This window comes from Streptomyces sp. NPDC090106, from assembly GCF_044747265.1.
Lineage (GTDB): Bacteria > Actinomycetota > Actinomycetes > Streptomycetales > Streptomycetaceae > Streptomyces.
The window spans coordinates 680,682-703,399 of the sequence record NZ_JBIVDS010000005.1; the positions used below are offsets into that span (position 1 = coordinate 680,682).

Genomic DNA, 22,718 nt, shown 5'->3' on the forward strand with positions numbered 1-22,718 from the left:
GTACGTGCCGGACCCGGACACCACCCCACGTTACGCCGCGCCTGCGACGCCTACGAGACCGGGGCGCCTTCCGTCCGGGCGATGCCTCTGCGCCGTACCGCGTACGGCTCCACTCGACATGCGGCGTAGGGCGCATGGGCCGACACTGGCGGTAATGCTCACGTCGAGCCGTACAAGGAGGCAGCCATGGGCTGGTTGTGGGCGATCATCGTGGGATTCGTGCTGGGTCTGATCGCCAAGGCGATCCTGCCCGGCAAGCAGCACAGTCCCCTCTGGCTGACCACCATCTTCGGCATGCTCGGTGCCATCGTCGGCAACGCGATCGCGCGCTGGGCGGGCGTCGACGAGACGAGCGGCATCGACTGGAGCCGCCATGCCTTCCAGCTCGTCGCCGCGATCATCATCGTCGGCGTGGGCGACATGCTCTACATGATGACGCTGGGCAAGAAGAAGGCGCAGCAGACCTAGACACCGGTCGGCGCGGACGACGAAAGGGGCGGCCTCCCACCCGGGAAGCCGCCCCTTCGCGCACCCTCAGGCGCCGGTGACCTCGACCGCCGCCAGGTTCTTCTTGCCCCGGCGCAGCACCAGCCAGCGGCCGTGCAGCAGGTCCTCCGCGGCGGGGACGGCGTCCTCGGCGGTGACCTTCACGTTGTTCACGTAGGCGCCGCCCTCCTTCACCGTCCGGCGCGCGGCCGACTTGCTGGCCACGAGCCCGACCTCGGCGAACAGGTCCACGACCTGGCCCAGCTCGGCGACCCGCACGCGCGGCAGCTCCGACAGCGACGCGGCCAGCGTCCGCTCGTCCAGCTCCGCCAGCTCGCCCTGACCGAACAGGGCCTTCGACGCGGCGATCACGGCGGCCGTCTGGTCCGCCCCGTGCACCAGCGTCGTCAGCTCCTCGGCCAGCGCGCGCTGGGCGGCACGGGCCTGCGGACGCTCCTCGGTCTGCCGCTCCAGCTCCTCCAGCTCCTCGCGGGACAGGAAGGACAGGATGCGCATGTACGTCGAGATGTCCCTGTCGTCCACGTTCAGCCAGAACTGGTAGAACGCGTACGGCGTCGTCATCTCCGGGTCCAGCCAGACCGCGCCGCCCTCGGTCTTGCCGAACTTGGTGCCGTCCGACTTGACCATCAGCGGCGTCGCCAGGCAGTGCGCCTCGGCGTCCGGCTCCAGGCGGTGGATCAGGTCCAGGCCCGCCGTGAGGTTGCCCCACTGGTCGCTGCCGCCCTGCTGGAGCGTGCAGCCGTAGCGGCGGTACAGCTCCAGGAAGTCCATGCCCTGAAGGAGCTGGTAGCTGAACTCCGTGTAGCTGATGCCCTCCTGGGACTCCAGACGGCGGGCCACGGAGTCCTTGGTCAGCATCTTGTTGACGCGGAAGTGCTTGCCGATGTCCCGCAGGAACTCGATGGCGGAGAGCCCGGCCGTCCAGTCCAGGTTGTTCACCATCGTCGCCGCGTTCTCGCCCTCGAAGGACAGGAACGGCTCGATCTGCCCGCGCAGCCGGGTCACCCAGTTCGCGACCGTCTCCGGGTCGTTCAGCGTGCGCTCCGCCGTGGGGCGGGGGTCGCCGATCTGCCCGGTCGCGCCGCCCACCAGGGCCAGCGGACGCAGCCCCGCCTGCTGGAGCCGGCGCATGGTGAGCACCTGCACCAGGTGGCCGACGTGGAGGCTGGCCGCGGTCGGGTCGAAGCCGCAATAGAACGTGACGGGACCGTCCGCGAGCGCCTTGCGCAAAGCGTCCTCGTCAGTGGACTGGGCCCACAGCCCACGCCACTTCAGCTCGTCGACGATGTCCGTCACGGTTCTCGCGTCTCCTTGGATGTCATCAGGCGGCCGGGCGGCCACCGGCTACGAGGTTATACGCCCCGGCTGACAGAGCTCATATTGAAATCCGGCACCCTCAGGGCCGGCATCGCGGCCCTGGTGAACCAGTCGCTCCACTCCCTCGGCAGCGTCTTCTCCGTGCGCCCGGCCTCGGTGGCCCGGCCCAGCAGGTCCACCGGCGACTCGTTGAACCGGAAGTTGTTGACCTCGCCGGTCACCTCGCCGTTCTCGACCAGGTACACGCCGTCGCGGGTCAGCCCGGTCAGCAGCAGCGTCGCCGGGTCGACCTCGCGGATGTACCACAGGCACGTCAGCAGCAGCCCCCGCTCGGTGCCCGCGACCATCTCCTCGATCGACCGGTCCTCACCGCCGTCCAGGATGATGTTGTCGATGCCCGGCGCCACCGGCAGCGAGGTCAGCCCCGCGCTGTGCCGGCTGGTCAGCAGACCGCTGAGCACGCCCTCGCGCATCCACTCGGTGGGCGCCAGCGGCAGCCCGTTGTCGAACACCGACGCGTCACCGCCGGAGGAGTGCGCGAGCACGAACGGCGCCGACTCCAGACCCGGCTCGTTCGGGTCGCTGCGCAGAGTCAGCGGCAGGTCGGTGAGCCGCTCGCCGAGCCGTGTGCCGCCGCCCGGCTGGGAGAACACCGTCCGGCCCTCGGCCGCGTCCCGGCCCGACGCCGACCACATCTGGTAGATCAGCAGATCCGCCACGGCCGTCGGCGGCAGCAGCGTCTCGTACCGCCCGGCCGGCAGATCGTGCTTGCGCGCGGCCCACCCGAGCCGTACGGCGAGTTCGGCGTCCAGCGCCGCCGGGTCGACGTCCTTGAAGTCCCGGGTGGAACGGCCCGCCCACGCCGAGCGCGTCCGGTCCGGCGACTTCGCGTTCAGCTCCAGCGTCCCGTTGGGCTGGTCGTGCCGCAGCCGCAGCCCCGTCGAGGTGCCCAGGTAGCTGGAGACCAGCTCGTGGTTGGCGAAGCCGTACAGCTCGCGGCCACCGGCACGCGCGCGGGCGAAGGACTCGCCCAGGGCGGGCGCGAAGTCGGCGAACACCGTCGAGGAGGTCTCGGCGGGCGCGTCCGTGAAGTCCGGGGACGCCGGTACGTCCCGCACCAGCGGCTGCGCGTCCTCCGCGGGCGCGGCACCGTGCGCGGCGGCCTCGGCGGCCCGCACGAGGGGCTCCAGCTCGTCGAGGGTGACGGCGGCCCGGGAGACGACCCCCGAGGCGGTGCCCTCCTTGCCGTCGACCGTCGCGATCACGGTGAGGGTCCGGCCGCGGGTGACGCCGTTGGTGGTGAGCGAGTTGCCCGCCCAGCGCAGATTGGCCGTGGACCGCTCGTCGGCGATGACCACGCAGCCGTCCGCGCGGGACAGTCCGAGGGCGCGCTCGACGATCTCGTGCGGCTTGTGGGTACGCGAGCTCATCGACCGGCCTCCTGGGTGGTGTTCAGAATGTTGACGCCCTTGAAGAGGGCCGACGGGCAGCCGTGCGACACCGCGGCCACCTGCCCGGGCTGGGCCTTGCCGCAGTTGAAGGCGCCGCCGAGGACATAGGTCTGCGGACCGCCGAGGGCCGCCATGGAGCCCCAGAAGTCGGTCGTCGTGGCCTGGTAGGCGACGTCCCGGAGCTGGCCGGTGATCCGGCCGTTCTCGATCCTGAAGAACCGCTGCCCGGTGAACTGGAAGTTGTAGCGCTGCATGTCGATGGACCAGGAACGGTCGCCGACCACGTAGATCCCGCGGTCCACGCCCCCGATCAGATCCTCCGTCGACATGCCGGCCGGGTCCGGCTGGAGCGACACGTTCGCCATGCGCTGCACGGGCACGTGCCCGGGGGAGTCCGCGTAGGCGCAGCCGTTGGAGCGGTCGAAGCCGGTGAGCCGGGCGATCCGCCGGTCCAGCTGGTAGCCGACGAGCGTCCCGTCCTTGACCAGGTCCCAGGACTGGCCCGCCACGCCCTCGTCGTCGTAGCCGATGGTGGCCAGACCGTGCTCGGCGGTGCGGTCGCCGGTCACGTTCATCAGATCGGAGCCGTAGCGCAGCTTGCCCAGCTGGTCGAAGGTGGCGAAGGAGGTGCCGGCGTAGGCGGCCTCGTAGCCGAGGGCGCGGTCCAGCTCGGTGGCGTGGCCGATGGACTCGTGGATGGTCAGCCAGAGGTTCGACGGGTCGACGACGAGGTCGTACAGCCCCGCCTCGACGCTCGGCGCCCGCATCTTCTCGGCGAGCAGCTCGGGGATCTGCTCCAGCTCCGACTCCCAGTCCCAGCCGGTGCCCGTGAGGTACTCCCAGCCGCGTCCGACGGGCGGCGCGACGGTGCGCATCGAGTCGAACTCACCGCTCGACTCGTCGACCGACACGGCGGTCAGCGAGGGGTGCAGCCGGACCCGCTGCTGGGTGGTCACGGTCCCGGCGGTGTCGGCGTAGAACTTGTTCTCATGGACGGTGAGCAGCGACGCGTCGACATGGTTGACGCCGCTCGCGCCGAGCAGCCGCGCGCTCCAGTCGGCGAGCAGCCCGGCCTTCTCCTCGTCGGGCACGGTGAACGGGTCGATGTCGTAGGAGGAGACCCAGGTCCGCTCGGCGTGCACCGGCTCGTCGGCCAGCTCGACCCGCTCGTCCGAACCGGCCGCCTTGATCACCTGGGCGGACAGCTTCGCCATGGCCACCGCCTGCGAGGCGACCTTGGCCGCCGCGTCCATGCTGAGGTCCACCCCCGACGCGAAGCCCCATGTCCCGCCGTGCACGACCCGGACCGCGTAGCCGAGGTCGGTGGTGTCCGACGAGCCGGCCGGCTTGGCGTCCCTGAGGCGCCAGGAGGCGCTGCGCACCCGCTCGAACCGGAAGTCCGCGTGCTCGGCGCCCAGCGCACGCGCGCGTGCCAGCGCGGCGTCGGCGAGCGCGCGTAGGGGAAGCGCCGTAAAGGCTTCGTCGATGGAATGAGGCACCGGGACATCTCCCTGCAGTCGAGACCTGTTGGCTCCGATCATGTCGCGTGGGCGCGTCCGGGGACCATACGTTTCCGTCCGGAGTGCGCGTCCTTCTGTAGGGATCCGACAGTGAGTCCCCTGAGCCACTGTCGGTGCCCGAATGTCCGCGGGTGAGAGGAGCCCGATAGGTTTTCGGGGTAGCCGCCTGTCATGCAGGTGTTCGGGCGGACGCACCAGACCGCTATCGAAAGGGTGATCCGTTGAGCCGCTCGGTTCTCGTCACCGGAGGCAACCGGGGCATCGGCCTCGCCATCGCCCGCGCATTCGCCGAGGCCGGCGACAAGGTCGCGATCACATACCGTTCGGGGGAGCCACCGGCCGAACTGAAGGAACTGGGCTGCCTGGCAGTCAAGTGCGACATCACCGACACCGAGCAGGTGGAGCAGGCCTACAAGGAGATCGAGGACGCGCACGGTCCCGTCGAGGTCCTGATCGCCAACGCCGGCATCACCAAGGACCAGCTCCTGATGCGCATGTCCGAGGAGGACTTCACGTCCGTCCTCGACACCAACCTCACCGGCACCTTCCGGGTCGTCAAGCGCGCCAACCGCGCCATGCTGCGGGCCAAGAAGGGCCGCGTCGTCCTCATCTCGTCGGTCGTCGGCCTGCTCGGCGGTCCCGGCCAGGCGAACTACGCCGCCTCCAAGGCCGGCCTGGTGGGCTTCGCGCGGTCCCTCGCCCGTGAGCTGGGCTCGCGCAACATCACCTTCAACGTCGTGGCGCCCGGCTTCGTCGACACCGACATGACCAAGGTGCTCACCGACGAGCAGCGTCAGAACATCGTCTCGCAGGTGCCGCTCGGCCGTTACGCCCGGCCGGAGGAGATCGCCGCGGCGGTGCGGTTCCTCGCCTCGGACGACGCCGCGTACATCACTGGAGCCGTCATCCCGGTTGACGGCGGACTGGGAATGGGTCACTGAGCACGATGACGAACACGACTGGAATCCTCGCGGGGAAGAAGATCCTCATCACCGGTGTGCTGATGGAGTCCTCCATCGCCTTCCACACCGCCAAGCTGGCCCAGGAGCAGGGCGCGGAGATCATCCTCACCGCCTGGCCCCGGCCGACGCTCACCGAGCGCATCGCCAAGAAGCTGCCCCACCCGGAGAACGTCAAGGTCCTGGAGCTCGACGTCTCCAACGACGAGCACCTCGCCCGGTTGGAGAGCCAGGTCCGCGAGCACCTCGGCGACAGGATCGACGGTGTCGTGCACTCCATCGGCTTCGCGCCGCAGGACGCCCTCGGCGGCAACTTCCTGAACACGCCGTTCGAGTCCGTGGCCACCGCCATGCACGTCTCCGCCTTCTCCCTGAAGTCGCTGACGATGGCCCTGCTGCCGCTGATGACCGAGGGCGGCTCCGTCGTCGGCCTCACCTTCGACGCGCAGTTCGCCTGGCCGCAGTACGACTGGATGGGCCCGGCCAAGGCCGCCCTGGAGGCCACCAACCGCTACATGGCGCGTGACCTCGGCAAGCACGACATCCGCTGCAACCTGATCTCGGCGGGCCCGATCGGCTCCATGGCCGCCAAGTCCATCCCGGGCTTCTCGGAGCTCGCGGCCGTCTGGGACAGCCGCTCCCCGCTGGAGTGGAAGCTGGAGGACCCGGAGCCGGCCGGCAAGGGCGTCGTCGCCCTGCTGTCGGACTGGTTCCCGAAGACCACCGGCGAGATCGTCCACGTCGACGGCGGTCTGCACGCCATCGGCGCCTGACCCACCCCGGTGCGGGCCCGCGTCCTCCGGGGCGCGGGCCCTCACTCGTTCGGCCCACCCGACCGGGCGGGAAGGGCGTCCGACCAGGCACGATGGATCACGCGTTCACCCCTCGCTCTCCGCCCGAGGAGGTCTCTTTGTGCGCCTGTCCCGAAGCCTGGCCCCAGCAGCCGTAGCCGTCGCCCTGGTGATGTGCCTGCCCTACGAGGCGGCGCCCCTCGCGCGCGGGGAGACACACGAGGCCCCCGAGCTCTTCGGCGCCGGGTGCTTCAACAAGGTCACGGGCTCCCGGGTGACCGCCTACTGCCACAACCCCTACCCGGCGGTCGACCGCGTCCGGCTGCACATCGAGTGCGACCGCTGGTGGGACCTCGACACCGACAGCGCCCCCGTGGACGCCGGCCCCGCGCAGACCGTACGGCTGGACGGGCGCTGCTGGAACGAGGTGCGCTCCGTGTGGATCAGTCACCAGAAGCGGTGAACAGCCCCGGCCTGCACTGGAACGGATAGCCCGCCGCCCGCGCCGCCGCGGTCTCCGCGTCGCCCGCGCGGATCGCGTCCACCAGACCCGAGTGGTCCAGGTGCGTCTCCGCCGTCATCTCCTCGCCGACGTCGTCGCGCAGCCAGTCCCGCAGTACCTCGCCCAGGTCCGCGTACATCGCCGTCATGACGTCGTTGTGGGACGCGGACACCACCGCCAGGTGGAACGTCGCGTCGGCCGTCACGAAGGCCTCCTTGTCGCGTGCCTCCCAGGCCCGCTCACGCCGGACCAGGAGCGCGTCGAGCTGCTTGAGGTCCTTCTCCGTGCGCCGCTCGGCGGCCAGCCTGGCCGCGGCCGACTCCAGCGTGGAGCGCAGTTCGCCGATGTGCCGCGGATCGGCGTCCGCGAACCGGCGGTGCATCACCCCGGCCAGCTCGCTCGTCGCCACCACATAGGTGCCCGACCCCTGGCGGATGTCCAGCAGGCCGTTGTGCGCGAGCGCGCGCACCGCCTCGCGGACCGTGTTGCGGGCCACCCCCAGCTGCTCGACCAGCTCCGGCTCCGTCGGGATGCGCGCGCCGACCGGCCACTCGCCCGAGGTGATCTGCTGCCGCAGCGCGGCGATGACCTGCTCGGAGAGCACCGAACGACGGGGATGGCTCAGAGGCATGGCACACCTTCGCACGGAAGCGGCGGTACGGGACGGCCGGGGGTACGGCCGGGAGTGGCGCCAGGGGGTGGACAATGAATCATCCCATGATTCTATGATGGGTGGCATGGCACGTGAGGAAACCCGGACGACGACGTCCCTGCACAGACGAAACCCATCGGCGGACGACGCTCCGGAACCGGCCACGCGCGCGTGGACGACCCGGCTGCTGGTCGTCGGCATCGTGCTCGCCGCGCTCAACCTGCGCCCCGCCATCACCAGCCTCGGCGCCCTCCTGGAGGAGGTCCGCGACGGGCTCGGCATGAGCGGCAGCCTGGCCGGGCTCCTCACCTCCGTGCCCCCGCTCTGTTTCGCCGTCTTCGGCGTCATGGCACCCCGGCTCGCCCGCCGCTTCGGCGCGGGCGCCGTGGTGTGCGCCGGGATGGTCGCCATCACCGCGGGCCTGCTGATCCGCCCCTACGCGGGCGGCACGGCCGTCTTCCTGGCCGCCAGCGCCCTTGCCCTCATGGGCATCGCCGTCAGCAACGTCCTGATGCCGGTCATCGTCAAGCAGTGGTTCCCGGACCGGGTCGGCACCATGACCGGCCTGTACTCCATGGCCCTCGCCCTCGGCACGGCGACCGCCGCCGCGGTGACCGTCCCGATGACCGACGCCCTCGGCGGCAGCTGGCAGACCGGCCTCGTCGTCTGGGCCGCCCTGGCCGGCGTGGCCGTGATCCCCTGGATCCCCTTCGTACGACAGCGCCCGGCGCCGTCCGCCGGACAGGGACCCGCGCGCACGGCGCCCGCCGACGCGCGGCAGCCCGCCCTGCGCATCACCCGGAGCCGCACCGCCTGGGCGCTCGCCGTCTTCTTCGGGCTCCAGGCCACCGCCGCCTACATCACCATGGGCTGGCTGCCGCAGATCTTCCGGGACGCCGGGGTGTCCGCGAGCACCGCGGGACTGCTGCTGGCCGTCACCATGGTCATGGGCGTGCCGCTCGCCTTCGTCATCCCGCGCGTGGCGACCCGGCTGCCGCACCAGGGCCCCATCGTCCTGGCGCTCGGCGCCTGCGGGCTCGCCGGGTACGCCGGCCTCTACTTCGCGCCCGCCGCGGGCGCCTGGGCCTGGGCGGTCCTGCTCGGCATCGCCAACTGCGCCTTCCCGCTGGCCCTCACCATGGTCGGCATGCGCGCCAGGACCGGGGCCGGGGTCGCCCAGCTGTCCGCGTTCGCGCAGAGCACCGGCTATCTGCTCTCCATCCCCGGGCCGCTCCTGGTCGGCGTGCTCTACCAGCACAGCGGTGGATGGGGGCTGCCGATCGCCCTCATGACCTGCCTGATGATCCCGCAGACGGTCGTCGGCGTCCTCGCCGGGCGCGACCGCACGGTCGAGGAGGAGGCGGCGGCGTCCGCGGCCCGCTGACGGGCCCGCCGGGCCGGACACCGGCCGCCCCGCACCCCCAGGGGCAGGGCCGGGGCGGCGGGTGCGAGACTTGCCGCATGTCTCCCGTGCTCGACCCGAACCCGCAGAACGGCCAGAAGAAGATGCTCATCATCTTCGGCTCGTTCTTCGCCATCTTCGTGATCATCGCCATCGTCGCGTCGATCGCGGCGCCCTGACCGCCCGCGCCCCCGCCACCGTCTCCGCCGTCGATGGTGGGGCTACCCCCACCATCCCCTAGGGGGCGAGTCTCAGGGTCAACTGGGTGGATCACCGGATGGGTTGACGCCGCCGGCTTCCGTACCTTCGAGATGTGGCCGCGGCGAAGCGGACCACCGGCCCACTCGAAGACCGCGGAGGCATCCATGTCGGCCCCTAGCCACACCCCGCCCCACCCGGCGAGCCGGGGCCGCGCCGACATCCGGCTGCCCTGGTGGGCGCTCGCCCTGCCGACCCTCGCGTTCTTCACACTGCTCGCGCTGATACTCAACCCCTCCGAGGCGCACGCGGCCACCGGCGACCCCGCGATCACCCACCTCCTGGAGCGCATACAGGCGCTGGCCGCCCGCTGAGCCGGAGATCGCCACGCACCCGTGAAGCCGCATGTCAACTCCCTGCGCCCCATGGCCTGTTTCATGCGAAGCTGGATTCCATGAGCGTCGCAGAACCCCGCAGGATTGTCCTCTTCCGGCATGCGAAAGCCGACTGGCCACAGGTGACCGACCACGAGCGACCGCTCGCCGATCGGGGCCGCATGGACGCCGCAGTCGCCGGACGCAAGCTGGCCGACAGCGATATCCCCTTCGATCTGGCCCTCTGCTCCACCGCGATCCGGACCCGCGAGACGTGGAAGCTCGCCGTGCAGGAACTCCCGCACCGGCCGAAAACCGTCTACGAGGAGCGGATCTACGAGGCCTCGCCCGGCGAACTGATCGCCGTGCTCAACGAGACCCCCGACGACACCCAGGACCTCGTCCTGATCGGCCACAACCCGGGCGTCCAGGGCCTGGCCGAGGTCCTCACGGGCTCCGCCGAGGGCGACGCGGGCGAGCGCCTGAGCCGCCGGGGCTTCCCGGCCGCGGCCTTCGTGGTGCTGTCCTTCACCGGTTCCTGGAAGGCCCTGGAACCCGGTACGGCCACCCTGCTCGACTACTGGGCACCGTCCGAATGACGTCCCGCTGACCCGGCAGCGCTGATGCCGAGGGCCCGGCACCGTCACCCGGTGCCGGGCCCTCGCCGTACTCCTCGGCCCTGCCGCTCGCGTTCCTCGGCCGACCCGGCCTTTCGCGCGCTTCCCGCTCCTGAGGCTCGCGCGGCCCGGCCCTACTGCTCGTCGTGCGTGTCCGCGGCCTCGACCTCTTCGCGGGTCACGCCCAGCAGATACAGGACGGTGTCCAGGAAGGGCACGTTCACCGCCGTGTGCGCGGCCTGCCGCACCACCGGCTTGGCGTTGAAGGCGACGCCCAGACCGGCCGCGTTCAGCATGTCCAGGTCGTTGGCCCCGTCCCCGATGGCGACGGTCTGCGACAGCGGCACACCCGCCTCGGCGGCGAACCGGCGCAGCAGCCGCGCCTTGCCGGCCCGGTCCACGATCTCGCCCGTGACCCGGCCGGTCAGCTTCCCGTCGACGATCTCCAGGGTGTTGGCCTGGGCGAAGTCCAGCCCGAGCCGCTCCTTCAGATCATCGGTGACCTGCGTGAACCCGCCGGAGACGACACCGACTTGATACCCGAGGCGCTTCAGCGTCCGGATCAGCGTGCGGGCGCCCGGCGTCAGCCGCACCTCGGTGCGCACCTTCTCCACGCTGGAGGCGTCCAGCCCCTTCAGCAGGGCCACGCGCGCGTGCAGCGACTGCTCGAAGTCCAGCTCACCGCGCATCGCGGCGGCCGTCACCTCGGCGACCTCGTCCTCGCAGCCCGCGTGCGCCGCGAACAGCTCGATGACCTCGTCCTGGATGAGCGTGGAGTCCACGTCCATGACGACCAGCCGCTGTGCCCGCCGGTGCAGGCCCGCCGCGACCACGGCCACGTCCACCCCGAGCGCCGCGGCGTCCGTCACCAGCGCGGTGCGCAGCGGCTCCGTCTCGACACCCGACACCGCGAACTCCACGGCCGTCACGGGGTACTTGGCGAGCCGGAAGATACGGTCGATGTTGCCGCCGGCCTTGGTGATCCGTGCCGCGATCGCGGCCGTCGCCTCCGCGGTGAGCGGATGGCCGAGCACGGTGACCAGGGAACGGCCGTGACCGCGGGGCCGGTTGTCGCCGCGGCCGGAGAGGATCTCCGCCTGCATCTTCACCGACTCCGCCCAGCTGTGGACGGTCGACCGGAGCTCGCCCTCCAGCCCGCGCGGCGGTTCCGTCACCAGCGCGCACAGCACCATCCGGCCACGGGTGACGACCTGCTCGATGTCCACGACATCGACGGAGTAGGCGGCAAGCGTGTCGAACAGCCCCGCAGTGATGCCCGGGGTGTCCTTGCCGAAGATCTTGACCAGAAGAGTGGGTGCGTCAGAGGTCTGCGAAGCGCTCATGGTGTACCCACCGTATCCGGCACCCCGTGCCTCCCGCCCCCGAGGTCCGTCTGGCGGACAGGGAACACTCGATGTCGGCCGGGTTGCGGACGGCTTACGGGGCGGCGGCGGACCGGACAGCGGAGCGTGCCGGGCGAGGGGCGGATACCGGCCGCGCCGCGACAGGCCGGCGAGGCTCGGTCCCGGCCTCCGGCCCCGGCCTGACGGCCCTCGTTCACCTGCGTCCCTTCGGCCTCCCCGGAGGCGGAGGCGGAGGTGGCGGAGGTGGCGGAGGTGGCGGAGGCGGCCCCTCGTTCGGGGTCCGGGGCCCGCGGTCGCCAGGACGGGGGCCGGTGGCCCTGCGCGGGGGCGGGTCGACGGGCCGGACCATCGTGGGCGCGCCGTACATGTCGTCCCCCGACGGAGGCGGCTCGCTGGGCTGCTCCTCGGAGGGGCCCGCGCCGACCGACGGGTGGCTGTCGTCGTACGGCTGGGGCCCGCCGGGGAACCCGCCGCCGTACGGCTGCCGCGGCCCCCCGGAGGCGGAACCCTCAGGCGGCGGCGCCCCGCGTCCCGGTGCGGCGGTCTCCCCGGGCGGCCTCTGCGGCGGCGCGTCCCGCGGCTCCCGCCGGACCCCCTCCGGGATCCGCAGGTACGGATTGGTCGCGGGGTTCGGCGGCCGGTACGGCGAACCGGTCCCGTACGGCCCGGCCTCACCCGCGGAACCCCCGGCCCCGCCGCCGGCCGAACCTCCTCCCGGACTCCCTCCCGGACTCCCGGCCGGCGCACCGCCGCGCTCCGAGTACGGCTCGGCCCGGCCGACCGCCGAGGTCTCGTCGCTGCCCGAGTACGCCCCGGAACCGCTCCCGGTCACGCCTGGGCCCGTACTCCCGGGCGGCGCCCCGCCGGTCCAGCCCCCGCCCGTGTAGGCGCCCGTCCCGGAGCCACCGCCGTAAGGCCCCGCCGGGCCGCCCGCGCTCGCGTGGGCACCCGTCTCGGAGCCACCTCCGTAGGGCCCCGCCGGGCCGCTCGCGCCGGCGTGGGCACCGGTCCCGGGGCCTACCCCGGAGCCGGCCCCGTAGGGTCCTGCCGCCGCCTTCACCGCCAGGGCCGTCGCCCGTGACCCCACCGCGCCCGTCGCCCGGGCCAGCAGCGCGCCGGCCGCGCCCGCCGCCGCGCCCCAGAGCGCGCCGAGCAGCAGGGCCATGCCGAGCTGGCCGTGGAGCTCGATGCCCGCGCCGAACGCGTCGAAGCCGAGGACCGACAGCGAGGCGTCCACGGACACCTCCGTCAGCCAGGCGAGCAGCGGCAGCGTCAGCGCCGTGACGATCCCCAGCCGGAGCGCGCAGTGCCCGGCGAATCCGAGGGCTCCTCCCGGGTCCCGCCCGAGGGCGGAAGGAGCCGTACTGCCGGAGGGCGGCCCTGAGGGGAACCCGGGTGCGGCGGCCCCGGCAGACGCGACGGGTCCGGCCGGTGTCCGGACCGCCGCCAGCACCCCCGCCAGCAGCATCATCACGGCCGCGGCGACGCCCAGCAGCCACACCCGGCCGTCCAGTTCGGCGAGGCGGGACAGGGAGACGGACTGGTCGCGCTCGGAGCTCAGGAGGTCGTCGAGGGGATGGGGGAGGAGGTTGGCCAGAGGGCCGGTCGCCCGGCCGTCCCACGGGACGAAGAGGCCGAGGGGGATGCCGAGCCAGGTACCGTTCGGCGCGCCCAGCAGCGCCGCACCCGCGATCCGCTTGGGGTGGTCGTCGCCGATCGCCGCGTAGGCGCCCGCCGCGAGCCCGGCGGCCACCGCGACCAGCAGCACCGTGACGAGGGCGGAGACGGCCGGCCGCACCACGCGGTGCAGGGCCTCCCAGCCGCTCGGCAGCGGCGTACGGCGGGACGCGAGCAGGGCGATCACGAGGATGCCCGCCGACCAGCCCAGCCCGCCCAGCAGCGTCGGCACCGTGTCGACGCTGAAGCCGACCGCGGCCTTCGCGTCGATCAGGTCGCCGACCTGGTCCGGCAGCAGTCCGCCGATGTCACCGAGCCCGGGGATCTCCAGCCCCCCGCCCCCGCCGCCCCCGCCGGGCAGGTTGTCCAGGCCGAGCGAGCCGCCGTCGATGGTGATGACGTCGTGGCCCGCCCAGGCCAGTCCGCCGAGCGTGGCGACGAACAGCGCGACCACCGAGCCCGCGCGGGCGAGGAGTTCGGCCGGCGAGACCACGGCTCCGGCCGCGCGCAGCGACCGCAGGAAGAACCACGACAGCAGCAGCGCGCCCACCAGGCTCACGCCCAGCGGCGTGACCTCTATCGCCGTCGCGGCCTCCGCGCCGGTGAGCCCGAACGCGGACACATCGCCCGAAGGCGTCACGGAACCACCGGCCCCGAGGGCCACCACGGCCGCGGTCATCGGGCCCAGCGAGGCGGTCGCGTCCGCCCCCAGCAGGTGCAGGCCGAGCGCGGCCGTGCCCGCCATACCGATCAGCGCCCAGCTCACCGCGGCGATCGCGGTCAGCAGGACATCACCCCAGGGCGGCCCGGCGCCGCCGGGCCTCTTCGTCCCGACCTTCATGGACACAGCCATCGCAGACCCCCCGATCCGCCGCGCGGCCGAGCGCCGCGCGTGTCCCCCTCGCGTGGATTACCACTCTCCGGGCCGGTTTCAACCCCGTCAACGGAACCAACCGACCCGTGTGTGCGTGCTCTTCACAGGGCCCGACTTTCGGTCAGGGGGCGGATCCTGAAATAGTTCCTGACGATGTTCGACATCCCTAGACTCCCTGTGATGGGGGTAACTCGGGGGACTACTCAGTGGGGCTGGAGTGCCGGAACTCGTACTGGAATTGAATGGACGTACCTGGACGCTGGACCCGTCCAGGCCGTACACCCTCGGACGCGATCCGCAGGGCGACATCGTGCTCGACGACGCCAGGGTGTCCTGGCGGCACGCCACGATCTCCTGGAGCGGCCGCAGTTGGGTCGTCGAGGACCACGGCTCCACCAACGGCACGTTCGTGCGGGGGCAGCGGATCCACCAGCTGGAGATCGCCCCGGGCACGGCGCTGCACCTGGGCAACGCGACCGACGGACCGCTCGTGAGCGTCTCCGGCACCGCGGCGGCCGTCGCACCGCAGGCGCAGCCGCAGCAGCAGCCGTACGCGGCACAGGGGGCGAACCCGGGCTGGGCCCAGCAGGCCCCGCCGCAGCAGCAGGCGCCCGCGCAGCAGGCCCCGCAGGCCGGCTGGCAGCAGCCCGCGGGGAACATCCCGCCGCAAGCGGGCGGCCCCGGCGTCGGCGCGGGGGCGCCGCCGGTCTACGGGGACCGCAGCCCGACGACCTTCCACCAGTTCTCGCTCGGCCGCGTGATGCGCATCGGCCGTGCGCTCGACAACGAACTGGTCGTCTCCGACCTCCAGGTCTCCCGTCACCACGCCGAGTTCCACTCGACGCCCGACGGCCGCATGGAGATCCGCGACCTCGGCTCGCACAACGGCACGTACGTCAACGGCCAGCACATCGCCAAGGGCGGCTCGCAGCTGCTGGGCCCGACGGACATCGTCGGTGTCGGTCACTCGACGTTCCGGATCGTCGGCGACCGGCTGGAGGAGTTCGTCGACACCGGCGAGGTGTCCTTCTCCGCCCGCCATCTGACGGTGACCGTCGACGGCGGCAAGCAGATCCTCAAGGACGTCTCCTTCGGCGTCCCGGAGAAGTCGCTGATCGCGGTCATCGGTCCCTCGGGTTCCGGCAAGTCGACGCTGCTCAAGGCACTGACGGGCTACCGGCCCGCCAACCAGGGCGACGTCCTCTACGACAACCGGAACCTGTACAAGCAGTTCGCCGAGCTGCGCCAGCGCATCGGTCTGGTCCCGCAGGACGACATCCTGCACAAGGAGCTGACCGTCAAGAAGGCCCTCAAGTACGCGGCCAAGCTCCGCTTCCCCGCCGACACCACCGGCGAGGAGCGCGAGGCCCGCATCGACGAGGTGCTGCGCGAGCTGAAGCTGGACATCCACAAGGAGAAGAAGGTCACCTCCCTCTCCGGTGGCCAGCGCAAGCGTGTCTCGGTGGCCCTGGAGCTCCTCACCAAGCCGTCGCTGATCTTCCTGGACGAGCCCACCTCGGGCCTGGACCCGGGCATGGACCGCGACGTCATGCAGCTCCTGCGCGGCCTCGCCGACGACGGCCGCACGGTCCTCGTCGTCACCCACTCCGTGGCCGAACTGGCGATCTGCGACAAGCTGCTCGTGATGGCCCCGGGCGGTGCGGTCGCCTACTTCGGCCCGCCCGAGGAGGCCCTGAACTTCTTCGGCTACGACACCTGGGCCGACGTCTTCTCCGCCTTCGAGAACTACCGCGACTACGACTGGGCCGGACGCTGGAAGGGCTCGCAGCACTACCAGATGTACGCCGCGGACATCGACGCGATCGCGCCGCAGTCCGTACAGATCCCGCCCATGCAGGCGATGAAGCCGCCGAAGCCGCAGGGCTGGATGTCCCAGTTCGGCACGCTGGTGCGCCGCTATGTCTCGGTGATCGTCTCCGACAAGGGCTTCCTGGCCCTGTCGATCATCCTGCCGCTGGTCCTCGGTTCGGTGAGCCTGCTCATCGACTCCGGCAAGGACCTGCTGGTCAACACGGAGATCAACCCGAACACCGGCAAGCCCGTCGCCAACGGCACGGCGCTGACCGTCCTGCTGATCCTCGCGGTGGGCGCCTGCTTCGCCGGTGCCGCGAACTCCGTCCGTGAGCTGATCAAGGAACGGGTCATCTACGAGCGCGAGCGGGCCACCGGCCTGTCCCGCTCGGCGTATCTGATGTCCAAGGTGTTCGTGCTCGGCGTGGTCACCATGATCCAGGGTCTGATGGTCGGCGTCATCGGCTTCTCCAGCCGGACCATCCCCGACAAGGGGCTGATCCTCGGCGGGCAGATCCTCGTGGAACTGTGCATCCCGATCATGGCGCTGGGCTTCACCGCGATGATGTTCGGCCTGATCATCTCGGCCCTGGTGAAGACCGCCGAGAAGACGATGCCGCTGCTGGTGATGTTCGCGATCGTCCAGGTCGTCTTCACCGGCTGCCTGTTCCCGCTGTCGGGTTCGGTCGGCGTCAACGAGCTGTCGTACCTGATGCCGTCGCGCTGGGCGGTCGCCGCCGCGGGCGCCACGCTCGACTTCAACAAGATCAGCCCGCCCGGCAAGGGCGAGAGCGACGACCCGCTGTGGGCGCACACGGTCGGCGCCTGGGGCATGGACATGGCCGCGCTGATCGTCCTGGGCGTCATCTGCGCCTTCCTCGTGGCCCGCTTCCTGCGCCGCCACGAGCCCGAGGTCATGCGCAAGTAGCGAGAACGGCCCCGAGCACGCCGAAGGGCGGCACCCGAACCGGGTGCCGCCCTTCGGCGTGCTCGGGGTACCTGAGGTCCGCGCGGCCTCGGTGCCCGTCAGTAGGCGCTGTTGACGTTGTCGATCGAGCCGTACTTGTCGGCGGCGTAGTTGGCGCTGGCGACGATGTTGGCGACCGGGTCGTACTGGCTCCAGGCCGTGCCGGAGACGTGGTACGCGTCGAAGGTCGGCTTGATGATCTGGAGCAGGCCGATCGACGGAGTGCCGTTGATGGCGTTGACGTCCCAGTTGTTGATCGCGTTCGGGTTGCCCGAGGACTCCCGGATGATGTTGCGGTACAGACCGTTGTACGTACCGGGGATGTTCTTGGAGTCCATGATGGCGAGGGCGTGCTTGATCCAGCCGTCGAGGTTGTTGGCGTAGCTCGGGGCGGCCTTGACCTGGGTGCGCGCGGCGGACCGGCTCGCGGCGGCCTTCGCCTTGCGGGCGGCCTCGGCCTTCTTCGCGGCGGCGGCCTTGGCGGCGGCTTCCGCGGCGGCCTTCTTCTGCGCGGCGGCCTTGGCGGCGGCCTCGGAGGCGGCCTTCTTGGCGGCGGCCTTCTTCGCGGCGGTGGCCTCGATGGCCTGCGCCTGGAGACTGGAGTCGGCGAGCTGCTCGGTGACGTCGGCCTTGAGGCCCTCGAACGCGTCCGTGTCGTAGGCGACGGCGGCGGCGGAGCCGGCCTCGCTCGTGGTGGTCTTCGCGTTGCCCGGCACGACGGAGAACGCGAGGGCGGCGGCGCCGAGGGTGGCGACACCGGCGACGGCGACCTTGTGGCGCTTGCTCAGCGCACGGCGGCGGCCACGGATGGAGCTGCTGTTCTGGGACATGCGTCAGGACCTCTTCGAATAGCGCGGAGTCGCACGAACGCCGCGGGCGGCAACCCGCGGCGCTGAGCGACGGCAGCCATTCTTAGCGACCGCAAAAATGTGTGGCAAAGGTGTGACGTACGATCCCCGGTAGTGGAGCGGGGATGGGCAAATCAGGACAGACAGGAACGTCTTCCCCGCTCACCCCCGCCCCCTTTATCTCCTATTGACGCTAGTACGTGATGTGCACCCTATGTGCGGGCTCACATCGACCCCTCAGGAATCTCACCGGGAGTTGCTGGAGCAACGCTCTGTGTGAGGAGCCCTCCCGAGGTCTCCTCCGGCAGCAGGAGATGCACGTCCCCGAACTCGTGCCACAGATAGCGCCCGCGCACCGCCTCCTCGTAGCCGCGGTCGACCGCCGCCCGCCCCGCCACCGCCTCCAGCATCAGCAGATGCGAGGCCTCCGGCTCGTGCAGCCCGGTCAGCAGCCCGTCCACCACCCGCACACCCCGCTGCGGGGTCACCACCAGATCCGTCCACCCCGCACGCGCGCGTACGGCGCCGTCCGCACCGGCCGCCGACTCCACCGCCCGCACGGCCGTCGTCCCCACGGCCACGACCCGCCCGCCCCCGGCCCGCGCCGCCTCGATCAGCCGTGCCGACGCCTCCGGCACCTCGAACCGCTCCGGGTACGGCGGCTCGTGCGCCTCCGCCGACGCCACCCCGGTGTGCAGGGTGACCGGCGCGAACTGCACCCCCCGGCTCACCAGCTTCGCCACCAGGGGAGCGGTGAAGGGCCGCGCGGCGCTCGGCATCTCCGCGCTGCCCAGCCCGCCGGGCCGCGGCAGCGCGAACACCGTCTGATAGACGGACAGCGGCTGGTCCCGCTCGGTGTACGCGTACCGGATCGGCCGCCCGTAACCGCGCAGCAGCCCCGCCACCCCGGCCCCCGCCACCCGGGCCCACCACAGCCGCTCCCCGCTCGCGCTCAACGGCTCCTCCAGCACCAGCCGCGCGCCCCCGGGCAACCGCACCCTCGTCCCCGCGGGCCCGCCCGGCCGGGCACGCGTGGTGCCGTGCCCGTCCGGCGCGCGCAGCTCCACCGCCCAGCGCCCGTCGTCCCCGCGCGTGGAGAAGTGCACCACCACGCGCGCGTGCCCCACCCGCCCGTCCACGGCGGCGGCCAGCGTCGGCGACGTGTTCACCACCAGCAGGTCCCCGGCCCGCAGCAGACACGGCAGCTCGGCGAACGCGTGATGCCCCACCGCCGTCCCCCGCGACACCAGCAGCCGCACCGCGTCCCGGCCCAGCCCCGGCCCGCGCTGCTCGGCGGGGACCCGTGCCGACAGCTCCTCGGGAACCCGCGCGACCGTCGTCATCGCCCCTCCACCAGCGCGGGCGCCGTGTACCGCCCGCTCGCCGGCCGCTCCCGGAGCAGCCGCAGGAACCCCGGCACCACCGACGCCGGATCGGGCCGCGGATCCCCGTCGCCCGGTACGGCCGCCGCGTACAGGTCCGTGGCCATGTCCCCGGGGTCCACCGCCCACACCCGCAGCCCGGGCTCCTCCGCGCCGAGCACCGCCACCAGCTGGTCGAGGGCCGCCTTGGACGCCCCGTAGCCGCCCCAGGTCTCGTACGCCTCGGCCGCGGCGTCCGAGCTGACGGCGATCACCGCCCCCTCGCGCGCCGCCCGCAGCAACGGCAACGCCTCCTGGACCAGCCCGAGCGCGGCCACCACGTTCACCTCCAGCGCCCTGCGCAGCCCCTCCAGCGGCAGCCCGTCCAGCCGTACGAGCGGTTCGGCGCCCAGCGCGCTGGCGTTGCTCACCAGCAGGTCCACGCCGCCCAGCCGCCACGCGGCGGCCACCAGCTCGGCCCGGTGCCGGGCGTCCGCCACGTCCCCCGGCACCGCCGTGACCCGCGTCGGCAGCTCCGCCGCCGTCTCCCGGAGCGCCTCCGCGTTCCTCGCGTCCAGCACCAGGTCCCAGCCCAGGGCGGCCAGCGCCCCGGCGAGCGCCCGCCCCAGACCCTTCGACGCCCCCGTGATGATCGCTACCGGCATGACACATCCCCTTGTCGTCGTCTCGATGTGCCCCAACGTAGGAACCGCCTGCCCCCGCCCGCCTCGGACGCGGGTCGCGGACCGGCGGGTCCCTTCGCCCTAAGCCGACCGCCCCCTCCCCGGGGCCTAGGACCACCGCCCTAGGCAGGGCCGCCACAGGTCGGATACGGACTGTCACACCCCGCCGGTACCGTGAGGTCATGAGTCAAGGACCCCGGTCGGGCCTCGCCGCGGTGAGCGCCGCGCTGCTGGCCATGAGCAGGCACCTGGAGGTGCGCGACGTCCTCAAGACGATCGTCGCCTCGGCCCGGGAGCTGCTCGACGCGCAGTACGCGGCCCTGGGTGTCCCCGACGACCACGGCGGCTTCGCCCAGTTCGTCGTCGACGGCGTCAGCGACGAGCAGTGGAAGGCCATCGGCCCGCTCCCGCGCCAGCACGGCATCCTGGCCGCGATGCTCCAGGAGGCGAAGGTCGAGCGCCTCGCCGACGTCCGCAAGGACCCCCGCTTCGAGGGCTGGCCCTCCGCCCACCCCGACATGTCCGACTTCCTGGGCCTGCCCATCCGCGACGGCGACGAGGTCATCGGCGCCCTCTTCCTCGCCAACAAGCACTGCCCGAAGCCCGAAGGCAGCTGCGGCTTCACCCAGGACGACGAGGAACTCCTGTCGATCCTCGCCCAGCACGCCGCGATCGCCCTCACCAACGCCCGCCTCTACGAACGCAGCCGTGAACTGACCATCGCCGAGGAACGCAACCGGCTGGCCCACGAACTGCACGACGCCGTCGCCCAGAAGCTGTTCTCGCTGCGCCTGACGGCCCAGGCCGCCGCCGCCCTCGTCGACCGCGACCCCTCCCGTGCCAAGGGCGAGCTGCACCAGGTCGCCGAACTCGCCGCCGAGGCCGCCGACGAACTGCGCGCCGCCGTCGTCGAACTGCGCCCCGCCGCCCTCGACGAGGACGGCCTCGTCGCCACCCTCCGCACCCAGGTCCAGGTCCTCGACCGCGCCCACACCGCGCGCGTGACCTTCGCCGGCTACGGCGTCCGCGCCCTGCCCGCCGCCCAGGAGGAGGCCGTCCTGCGCGTCGCCCAGGAGGCCCTGCACAACGCCCTGCGCCACTCCGGCGCCGAGCATGTCGACGTGACCCTGGCCCGCCGCGGCACCGGAGCGGTCCTCCGTGTCACCGACGACGGCCGCGGCTTCGACCCGCACACCACCCGCAGCGCCGGACGGCACCTCGGCCTCGTCTCCATGCGGGACCGGGCGAACGGCGTCGGCGGCGCCCTGAGCGTGCAATCGGCGCCCGGCAAGGGCACCACGATCGAAATGGAGGTCCCTGGTGGCTGACGCAATCAAGGTGCTGCTCGTCGACGACCACCAGGTGGTCCGCCGCGGCCTGCGCACCTTCCTCGAAGTGCAGGACGACATAGAGGTCGTCGGCGAGGCCGCCGACGGCGCCGAGGGCGTGGCCCGCGCCGAGGAACTGAGGCCCGACGTCGTCCTCATGGACCTCAAGATGCCGGGCATGGACGGCGTCGACGCCCTGCGCAGGCTCCGCGAACTGGACAACCCCGCGCGCGTGCTCGTCGTCACCAGCTTCACCGAACAGCGCACGGTGGTCCCGGCCCTGCGCGCGGGCGCCGCCGGCTACGTCTACAAGGACATCGACCCCGACGCCCTCGCCGGCGCCATCCGCTCCGTGCACGCCGGGCACATCCTGCTCCAGCCCGAGGTCGCCGGCGCCCTGCTCTCCCAGGAGGAGGCCAACTCCGGCCAGGGCAGAGGCGGCTCGCTCACCGAACGCGAGCGCGAGGTCCTCGGCCTGATCGCCGACGGCCGCTCCAACCGGGAGATCGCGCGCGCCCTCGTCCTCTCCGAGAAGACCGTCAAGACGCATGTCTCGAACATCCTGATGAAACTCGACCTGGCGGACCGCACCCAGGCCGCGCTCTGGGCGGTCCGTCACGGAGTGGCCGGCTGAACCACGAGGTGGGCGCCGGGGGAGCGGCAATTCGGAGGGTTCCGCTCCGGACTGAGATTCATACCGTCGTGGGAATGTCCCCCGGATGGCGCAACCTCCGGCGATCTCCGCCGTTCTCCAGTGCGTGCCGCGGCGACTGCCGCGGCGATCACCAGGAGGGCTCAGAAGTGAAGAACCTGAAGAAGGCAGCGGCCGTGACGATGGTGGCCGGCGGTCTGATCGCCGCCGGTGCGGGCATGGCCTCCGCCACCGACGCGCACGCCGACGGCAACGCCGTGGGCTCGCCCGGCGTCGTCTCGGGCAACCTCGTCCAGGCCCCGATCCACATCCCGGTCAACGCGGTCGGCAACAGCGTCAACGTCGTGGGCATCCTCAACCCCGCCTTCGGCAACCTGGGCGTCAACCGCTGACCTCCCCCGCGGAGCGGCAGTGAGCCTCCGGCCTCCCGGGCCTGACCCGGGGGGCCGGTCCGTTTGTCGTTCCAATGGCCCGAACAGGCTGTTCGCGGCCGAATCCCGTACCGTTCCCGCGCTCCTCCCCGTTGTGCAGGCATGACCCGTGACCCGGGTCGATACGTATACGCAGGAGGAACCTTTCTCATGAACATCGCCAAGAAGGCCGCTGTGGCCGTCGCCGTCGCCGGTGTCGCCGCCGGTGCTTCCGCCGGCGCCGCTGTCGCCGACTCCGGCGCGGACGCCGCCGCCGTGAAGTCCCCGGGCGTCGGCTCGGGCAACATCGGCCAGCTCCCCGTCCACGTCCCGGTCAACGTGGTCGGCAACACCGCCAACCTCATCGGTGTCCTGAACCCCGCGTTCGGCAACACCGGCGTGAACGACTGACGTCGCTCACCAGGCGCACGGAAGGGGCCCCGCCGGTCGAC

22 protein-coding genes are annotated in these 22,718 nt (G+C 72.1%); 13 read left to right on the forward strand and 9 right to left on the reverse strand.

Annotated elements, in window-relative coordinates:
- The first annotated feature begins 186 nt into the window (after nt 1-186).
- Nucleotides 187-468 carry a GlsB/YeaQ/YmgE family stress response membrane protein gene (locus tag ACIPSE_RS20140; protein WP_401664412.1) on the forward strand — a complete coding sequence of 94 codons (282 nt, stop codon included), beginning with the start codon at nt 187-189 and terminating at the stop codon, nt 466-468.
- Between the two features lie 66 nt (nt 469-534).
- On the opposite strand, the gene tyrS is transcribed toward ACIPSE_RS20140, so the two are convergent.
- The 3 genes from tyrS to ACIPSE_RS20155 are packed head-to-tail and all read right to left on the reverse strand — an operon-like array spanning nt 535 to nt 4,774.
- Nucleotides 535-1,803, reverse strand: a complete 1,269-nt coding sequence (gene tyrS / locus ACIPSE_RS20145) for a tyrosine--tRNA ligase (protein WP_401664413.1) — start codon at nt 1,801-1,803, stop codon at nt 535-537.
- 56 nt (nt 1,804-1,859) lie between these two features.
- Complete coding sequence (locus ACIPSE_RS20150) at nt 1,860-3,254, reverse strand: metallopeptidase TldD-related protein (protein ID WP_401664414.1); 1,395 nt, start codon at nt 3,252-3,254, stop codon at nt 1,860-1,862.
- Nucleotides 3,251-4,774, reverse strand: a complete 1,524-nt coding sequence (locus ACIPSE_RS20155; protein WP_401664415.1) for a TldD/PmbA family protein — start codon at nt 4,772-4,774, stop codon at nt 3,251-3,253. The genes ACIPSE_RS20150 and ACIPSE_RS20155 overlap by 4 nt, the downstream gene beginning before the upstream one ends.
- Before the next feature lie 242 nt (nt 4,775-5,016).
- Between ACIPSE_RS20155 and fabG the strand changes: the two genes are divergently transcribed.
- From fabG to ACIPSE_RS20170, 3 genes are all read left to right on the forward strand, one after another.
- On the forward strand, nt 5,017-5,736 hold the full coding sequence (gene fabG / locus ACIPSE_RS20160) for a 3-oxoacyl-[acyl-carrier-protein] reductase (RefSeq protein ID WP_401664416.1): 720 nt from the start codon (nt 5,017-5,019) through the stop codon (nt 5,734-5,736).
- A gap of 5 nt (nt 5,737-5,741) precedes the next feature.
- Nucleotides 5,742-6,527: an enoyl-ACP reductase FabI gene (gene fabI, locus ACIPSE_RS20165; RefSeq protein ID WP_401664417.1), complete on the forward strand. Its 786-nt coding sequence runs from the start codon at nt 5,742-5,744 to the stop codon at nt 6,525-6,527.
- A gap of 139 nt (nt 6,528-6,666) precedes the next feature.
- The gene (locus ACIPSE_RS20170; RefSeq protein WP_401664418.1) at nt 6,667-7,008 is read left to right on the forward strand and encodes a hypothetical protein; all 342 of its coding nucleotides are present in this window, start codon (nt 6,667-6,669) and stop codon (nt 7,006-7,008) included.
- Here ACIPSE_RS20170 and ACIPSE_RS20175 read toward each other — a convergent pair.
- Nucleotides 6,989-7,678 carry a FadR/GntR family transcriptional regulator gene (locus tag ACIPSE_RS20175; RefSeq protein WP_401664419.1) on the reverse strand — a complete coding sequence of 230 codons (690 nt, stop codon included), beginning with the start codon at nt 7,676-7,678 and terminating at the stop codon, nt 6,989-6,991. The two genes, ACIPSE_RS20170 and ACIPSE_RS20175, sit on opposite strands and share 20 nt — an antisense overlap.
- Before the next feature lie 94 nt (nt 7,679-7,772).
- Between ACIPSE_RS20175 and ACIPSE_RS20180 the strand changes: the two genes are divergently transcribed.
- From ACIPSE_RS20180 to ACIPSE_RS20195, 4 genes are all read left to right on the forward strand, one after another.
- Complete coding sequence (locus tag ACIPSE_RS20180) at nt 7,773-9,083, forward strand: CynX/NimT family MFS transporter (RefSeq protein ID WP_401664420.1); 1,311 nt, start codon at nt 7,773-7,775, stop codon at nt 9,081-9,083.
- Between the two features lie 77 nt (nt 9,084-9,160).
- Nucleotides 9,161-9,280, forward strand: a complete 120-nt coding sequence (locus ACIPSE_RS20185; protein WP_401664421.1) for an SGM_5486 family transporter-associated protein — start codon at nt 9,161-9,163, stop codon at nt 9,278-9,280.
- A 186-nt stretch (nt 9,281-9,466) separates the two neighbouring features.
- On the forward strand, nt 9,467-9,673 hold the full coding sequence (locus ACIPSE_RS20190) for a hypothetical protein (RefSeq protein ID WP_401664422.1): 207 nt from the start codon (nt 9,467-9,469) through the stop codon (nt 9,671-9,673).
- An 80-nt stretch (nt 9,674-9,753) separates the two neighbouring features.
- Nucleotides 9,754-10,272 (forward strand): SixA phosphatase family protein, encoded by a 519-nt coding sequence (locus ACIPSE_RS20195; protein WP_401664423.1) that lies wholly within the window; start codon nt 9,754-9,756, stop codon nt 10,270-10,272.
- A 152-nt stretch (nt 10,273-10,424) separates the two neighbouring features.
- Here the strand turns inward: ACIPSE_RS20195 and serB are convergent, their stop codons facing one another.
- Entirely contained in the window at nt 10,425-11,633 is a 1,209-nt protein-coding gene (gene serB, locus ACIPSE_RS20200) for a phosphoserine phosphatase SerB (RefSeq protein WP_401664424.1), read from the reverse strand.
- 214 nt (nt 11,634-11,847) lie between these two features.
- Nucleotides 11,848-14,184 (reverse strand): streptophobe family protein, encoded by a 2,337-nt coding sequence (locus ACIPSE_RS20205; RefSeq protein WP_401664425.1) that lies wholly within the window; start codon nt 14,182-14,184, stop codon nt 11,848-11,850.
- Between the two features lie 238 nt (nt 14,185-14,422).
- Here ACIPSE_RS20205 and ACIPSE_RS20210 point away from each other — a divergent pair, with 238 nt between their 5' ends.
- Nucleotides 14,423-16,945 carry an FHA domain-containing protein gene (locus tag ACIPSE_RS20210; protein ID WP_401664426.1) on the forward strand — a complete coding sequence of 841 codons (2,523 nt, stop codon included), beginning with the start codon at nt 14,423-14,425 and terminating at the stop codon, nt 16,943-16,945.
- A 98-nt stretch (nt 16,946-17,043) separates the two neighbouring features.
- On the opposite strand, the gene ACIPSE_RS20215 is transcribed toward ACIPSE_RS20210, so the two are convergent.
- From ACIPSE_RS20215 to ACIPSE_RS20225, 3 genes are all read right to left on the reverse strand, one after another.
- On the reverse strand, nt 17,044-17,814 hold the full coding sequence (locus tag ACIPSE_RS20215; RefSeq protein WP_401664427.1) for a transglycosylase SLT domain-containing protein: 771 nt from the start codon (nt 17,812-17,814) through the stop codon (nt 17,044-17,046).
- Nucleotides 17,815-18,056: 242 nt separating this feature from the next.
- Nucleotides 18,057-19,175: an S-adenosylmethionine:tRNA ribosyltransferase-isomerase gene (locus ACIPSE_RS20220; RefSeq protein WP_401664428.1), complete on the reverse strand. Its 1,119-nt coding sequence runs from the start codon at nt 19,173-19,175 to the stop codon at nt 18,057-18,059.
- Nucleotides 19,172-19,858, reverse strand: a complete 687-nt coding sequence (locus tag ACIPSE_RS20225) for an SDR family NAD(P)-dependent oxidoreductase (RefSeq protein WP_401664429.1) — start codon at nt 19,856-19,858, stop codon at nt 19,172-19,174. The genes ACIPSE_RS20220 and ACIPSE_RS20225 overlap by 4 nt, the downstream gene beginning before the upstream one ends.
- A gap of 200 nt (nt 19,859-20,058) precedes the next feature.
- Between ACIPSE_RS20225 and ACIPSE_RS20230 the strand changes: the two genes are divergently transcribed.
- The 4 genes from ACIPSE_RS20230 to ACIPSE_RS20245 all read left to right on the forward strand — a co-directional run bounded on the left by ACIPSE_RS20230 (nt 20,059) and on the right by ACIPSE_RS20245 (nt 22,677).
- On the forward strand, nt 20,059-21,204 hold the full coding sequence (locus ACIPSE_RS20230) for a GAF domain-containing sensor histidine kinase (RefSeq protein ID WP_401664430.1): 1,146 nt from the start codon (nt 20,059-20,061) through the stop codon (nt 21,202-21,204).
- Nucleotides 21,197-21,838, forward strand: a complete 642-nt coding sequence (locus tag ACIPSE_RS20235; protein WP_401664431.1) for a response regulator — start codon at nt 21,197-21,199, stop codon at nt 21,836-21,838. Before ACIPSE_RS20230 ends, ACIPSE_RS20235 begins: the two co-directional genes overlap by 8 nt.
- Nucleotides 21,839-22,005: 167 nt before the next feature.
- Nucleotides 22,006-22,248: a chaplin ChpE gene (chpE, locus tag ACIPSE_RS20240; protein ID WP_401664432.1), complete on the forward strand. Its 243-nt coding sequence runs from the start codon at nt 22,006-22,008 to the stop codon at nt 22,246-22,248.
- Nucleotides 22,249-22,437: 189 nt separating this feature from the next.
- Nucleotides 22,438-22,677 carry a chaplin gene (locus ACIPSE_RS20245; protein WP_401664433.1) on the forward strand — a complete coding sequence of 80 codons (240 nt, stop codon included), beginning with the start codon at nt 22,438-22,440 and terminating at the stop codon, nt 22,675-22,677.
- The last annotated feature ends 41 nt before the right edge of the window (nt 22,678-22,718 follow it).

Excerpts from the sequence above, each read along its gene's own strand:
- ACIPSE_RS20140 (WP_401664412.1), top strand. The coding sequence starts at position 187 with ATGGGCTGGTTGTGGGCGATCATCGTGGGATTCGTGCTGGGTCTGATC.
- ACIPSE_RS20150 (WP_401664414.1), bottom strand. The coding sequence starts at position 3,254 with ATGAGCTCGCGTACCCACAAGCCGCACGAGATCGTCGAGCGCGCCCTC.
- fabI (WP_401664417.1), top strand. The coding sequence starts at position 5,742 with ATGACGAACACGACTGGAATCCTCGCGGGGAAGAAGATCCTCATCACC.
- ACIPSE_RS20175 (WP_401664419.1), bottom strand. The coding sequence starts at position 7,678 with ATGCCTCTGAGCCATCCCCGTCGTTCGGTGCTCTCCGAGCAGGTCATC.
- ACIPSE_RS20180 (WP_401664420.1), top strand. The coding sequence starts at position 7,773 with ATGATGGGTGGCATGGCACGTGAGGAAACCCGGACGACGACGTCCCTG.
- ACIPSE_RS20185 (WP_401664421.1), top strand. The coding sequence starts at position 9,161 with ATGTCTCCCGTGCTCGACCCGAACCCGCAGAACGGCCAGAAGAAGATG.
- ACIPSE_RS20190 (WP_401664422.1), top strand. The coding sequence starts at position 9,467 with ATGTCGGCCCCTAGCCACACCCCGCCCCACCCGGCGAGCCGGGGCCGC.
- ACIPSE_RS20195 (WP_401664423.1), top strand. The coding sequence starts at position 9,754 with ATGAGCGTCGCAGAACCCCGCAGGATTGTCCTCTTCCGGCATGCGAAA.
- serB (WP_401664424.1), bottom strand. The coding sequence starts at position 11,633 with ATGAGCGCTTCGCAGACCTCTGACGCACCCACTCTTCTGGTCAAGATC.
- ACIPSE_RS20205 (WP_401664425.1), bottom strand. The coding sequence starts at position 14,184 with ATGGCTGTGTCCATGAAGGTCGGGACGAAGAGGCCCGGCGGCGCCGGG.
- ACIPSE_RS20215 (WP_401664427.1), bottom strand. The coding sequence starts at position 17,814 with ATGTCCCAGAACAGCAGCTCCATCCGTGGCCGCCGCCGTGCGCTGAGC.
- ACIPSE_RS20220 (WP_401664428.1), bottom strand. The coding sequence starts at position 19,175 with ATGACGACGGTCGCGCGGGTTCCCGAGGAGCTGTCGGCACGGGTCCCC.
- ACIPSE_RS20225 (WP_401664429.1), bottom strand. The coding sequence starts at position 19,858 with ATGCCGGTAGCGATCATCACGGGGGCGTCGAAGGGTCTGGGGCGGGCG.
- ACIPSE_RS20230 (WP_401664430.1), top strand. The coding sequence starts at position 20,059 with ATGAGTCAAGGACCCCGGTCGGGCCTCGCCGCGGTGAGCGCCGCGCTG.
- ACIPSE_RS20245 (WP_401664433.1), top strand. The coding sequence starts at position 22,438 with ATGAACATCGCCAAGAAGGCCGCTGTGGCCGTCGCCGTCGCCGGTGTC.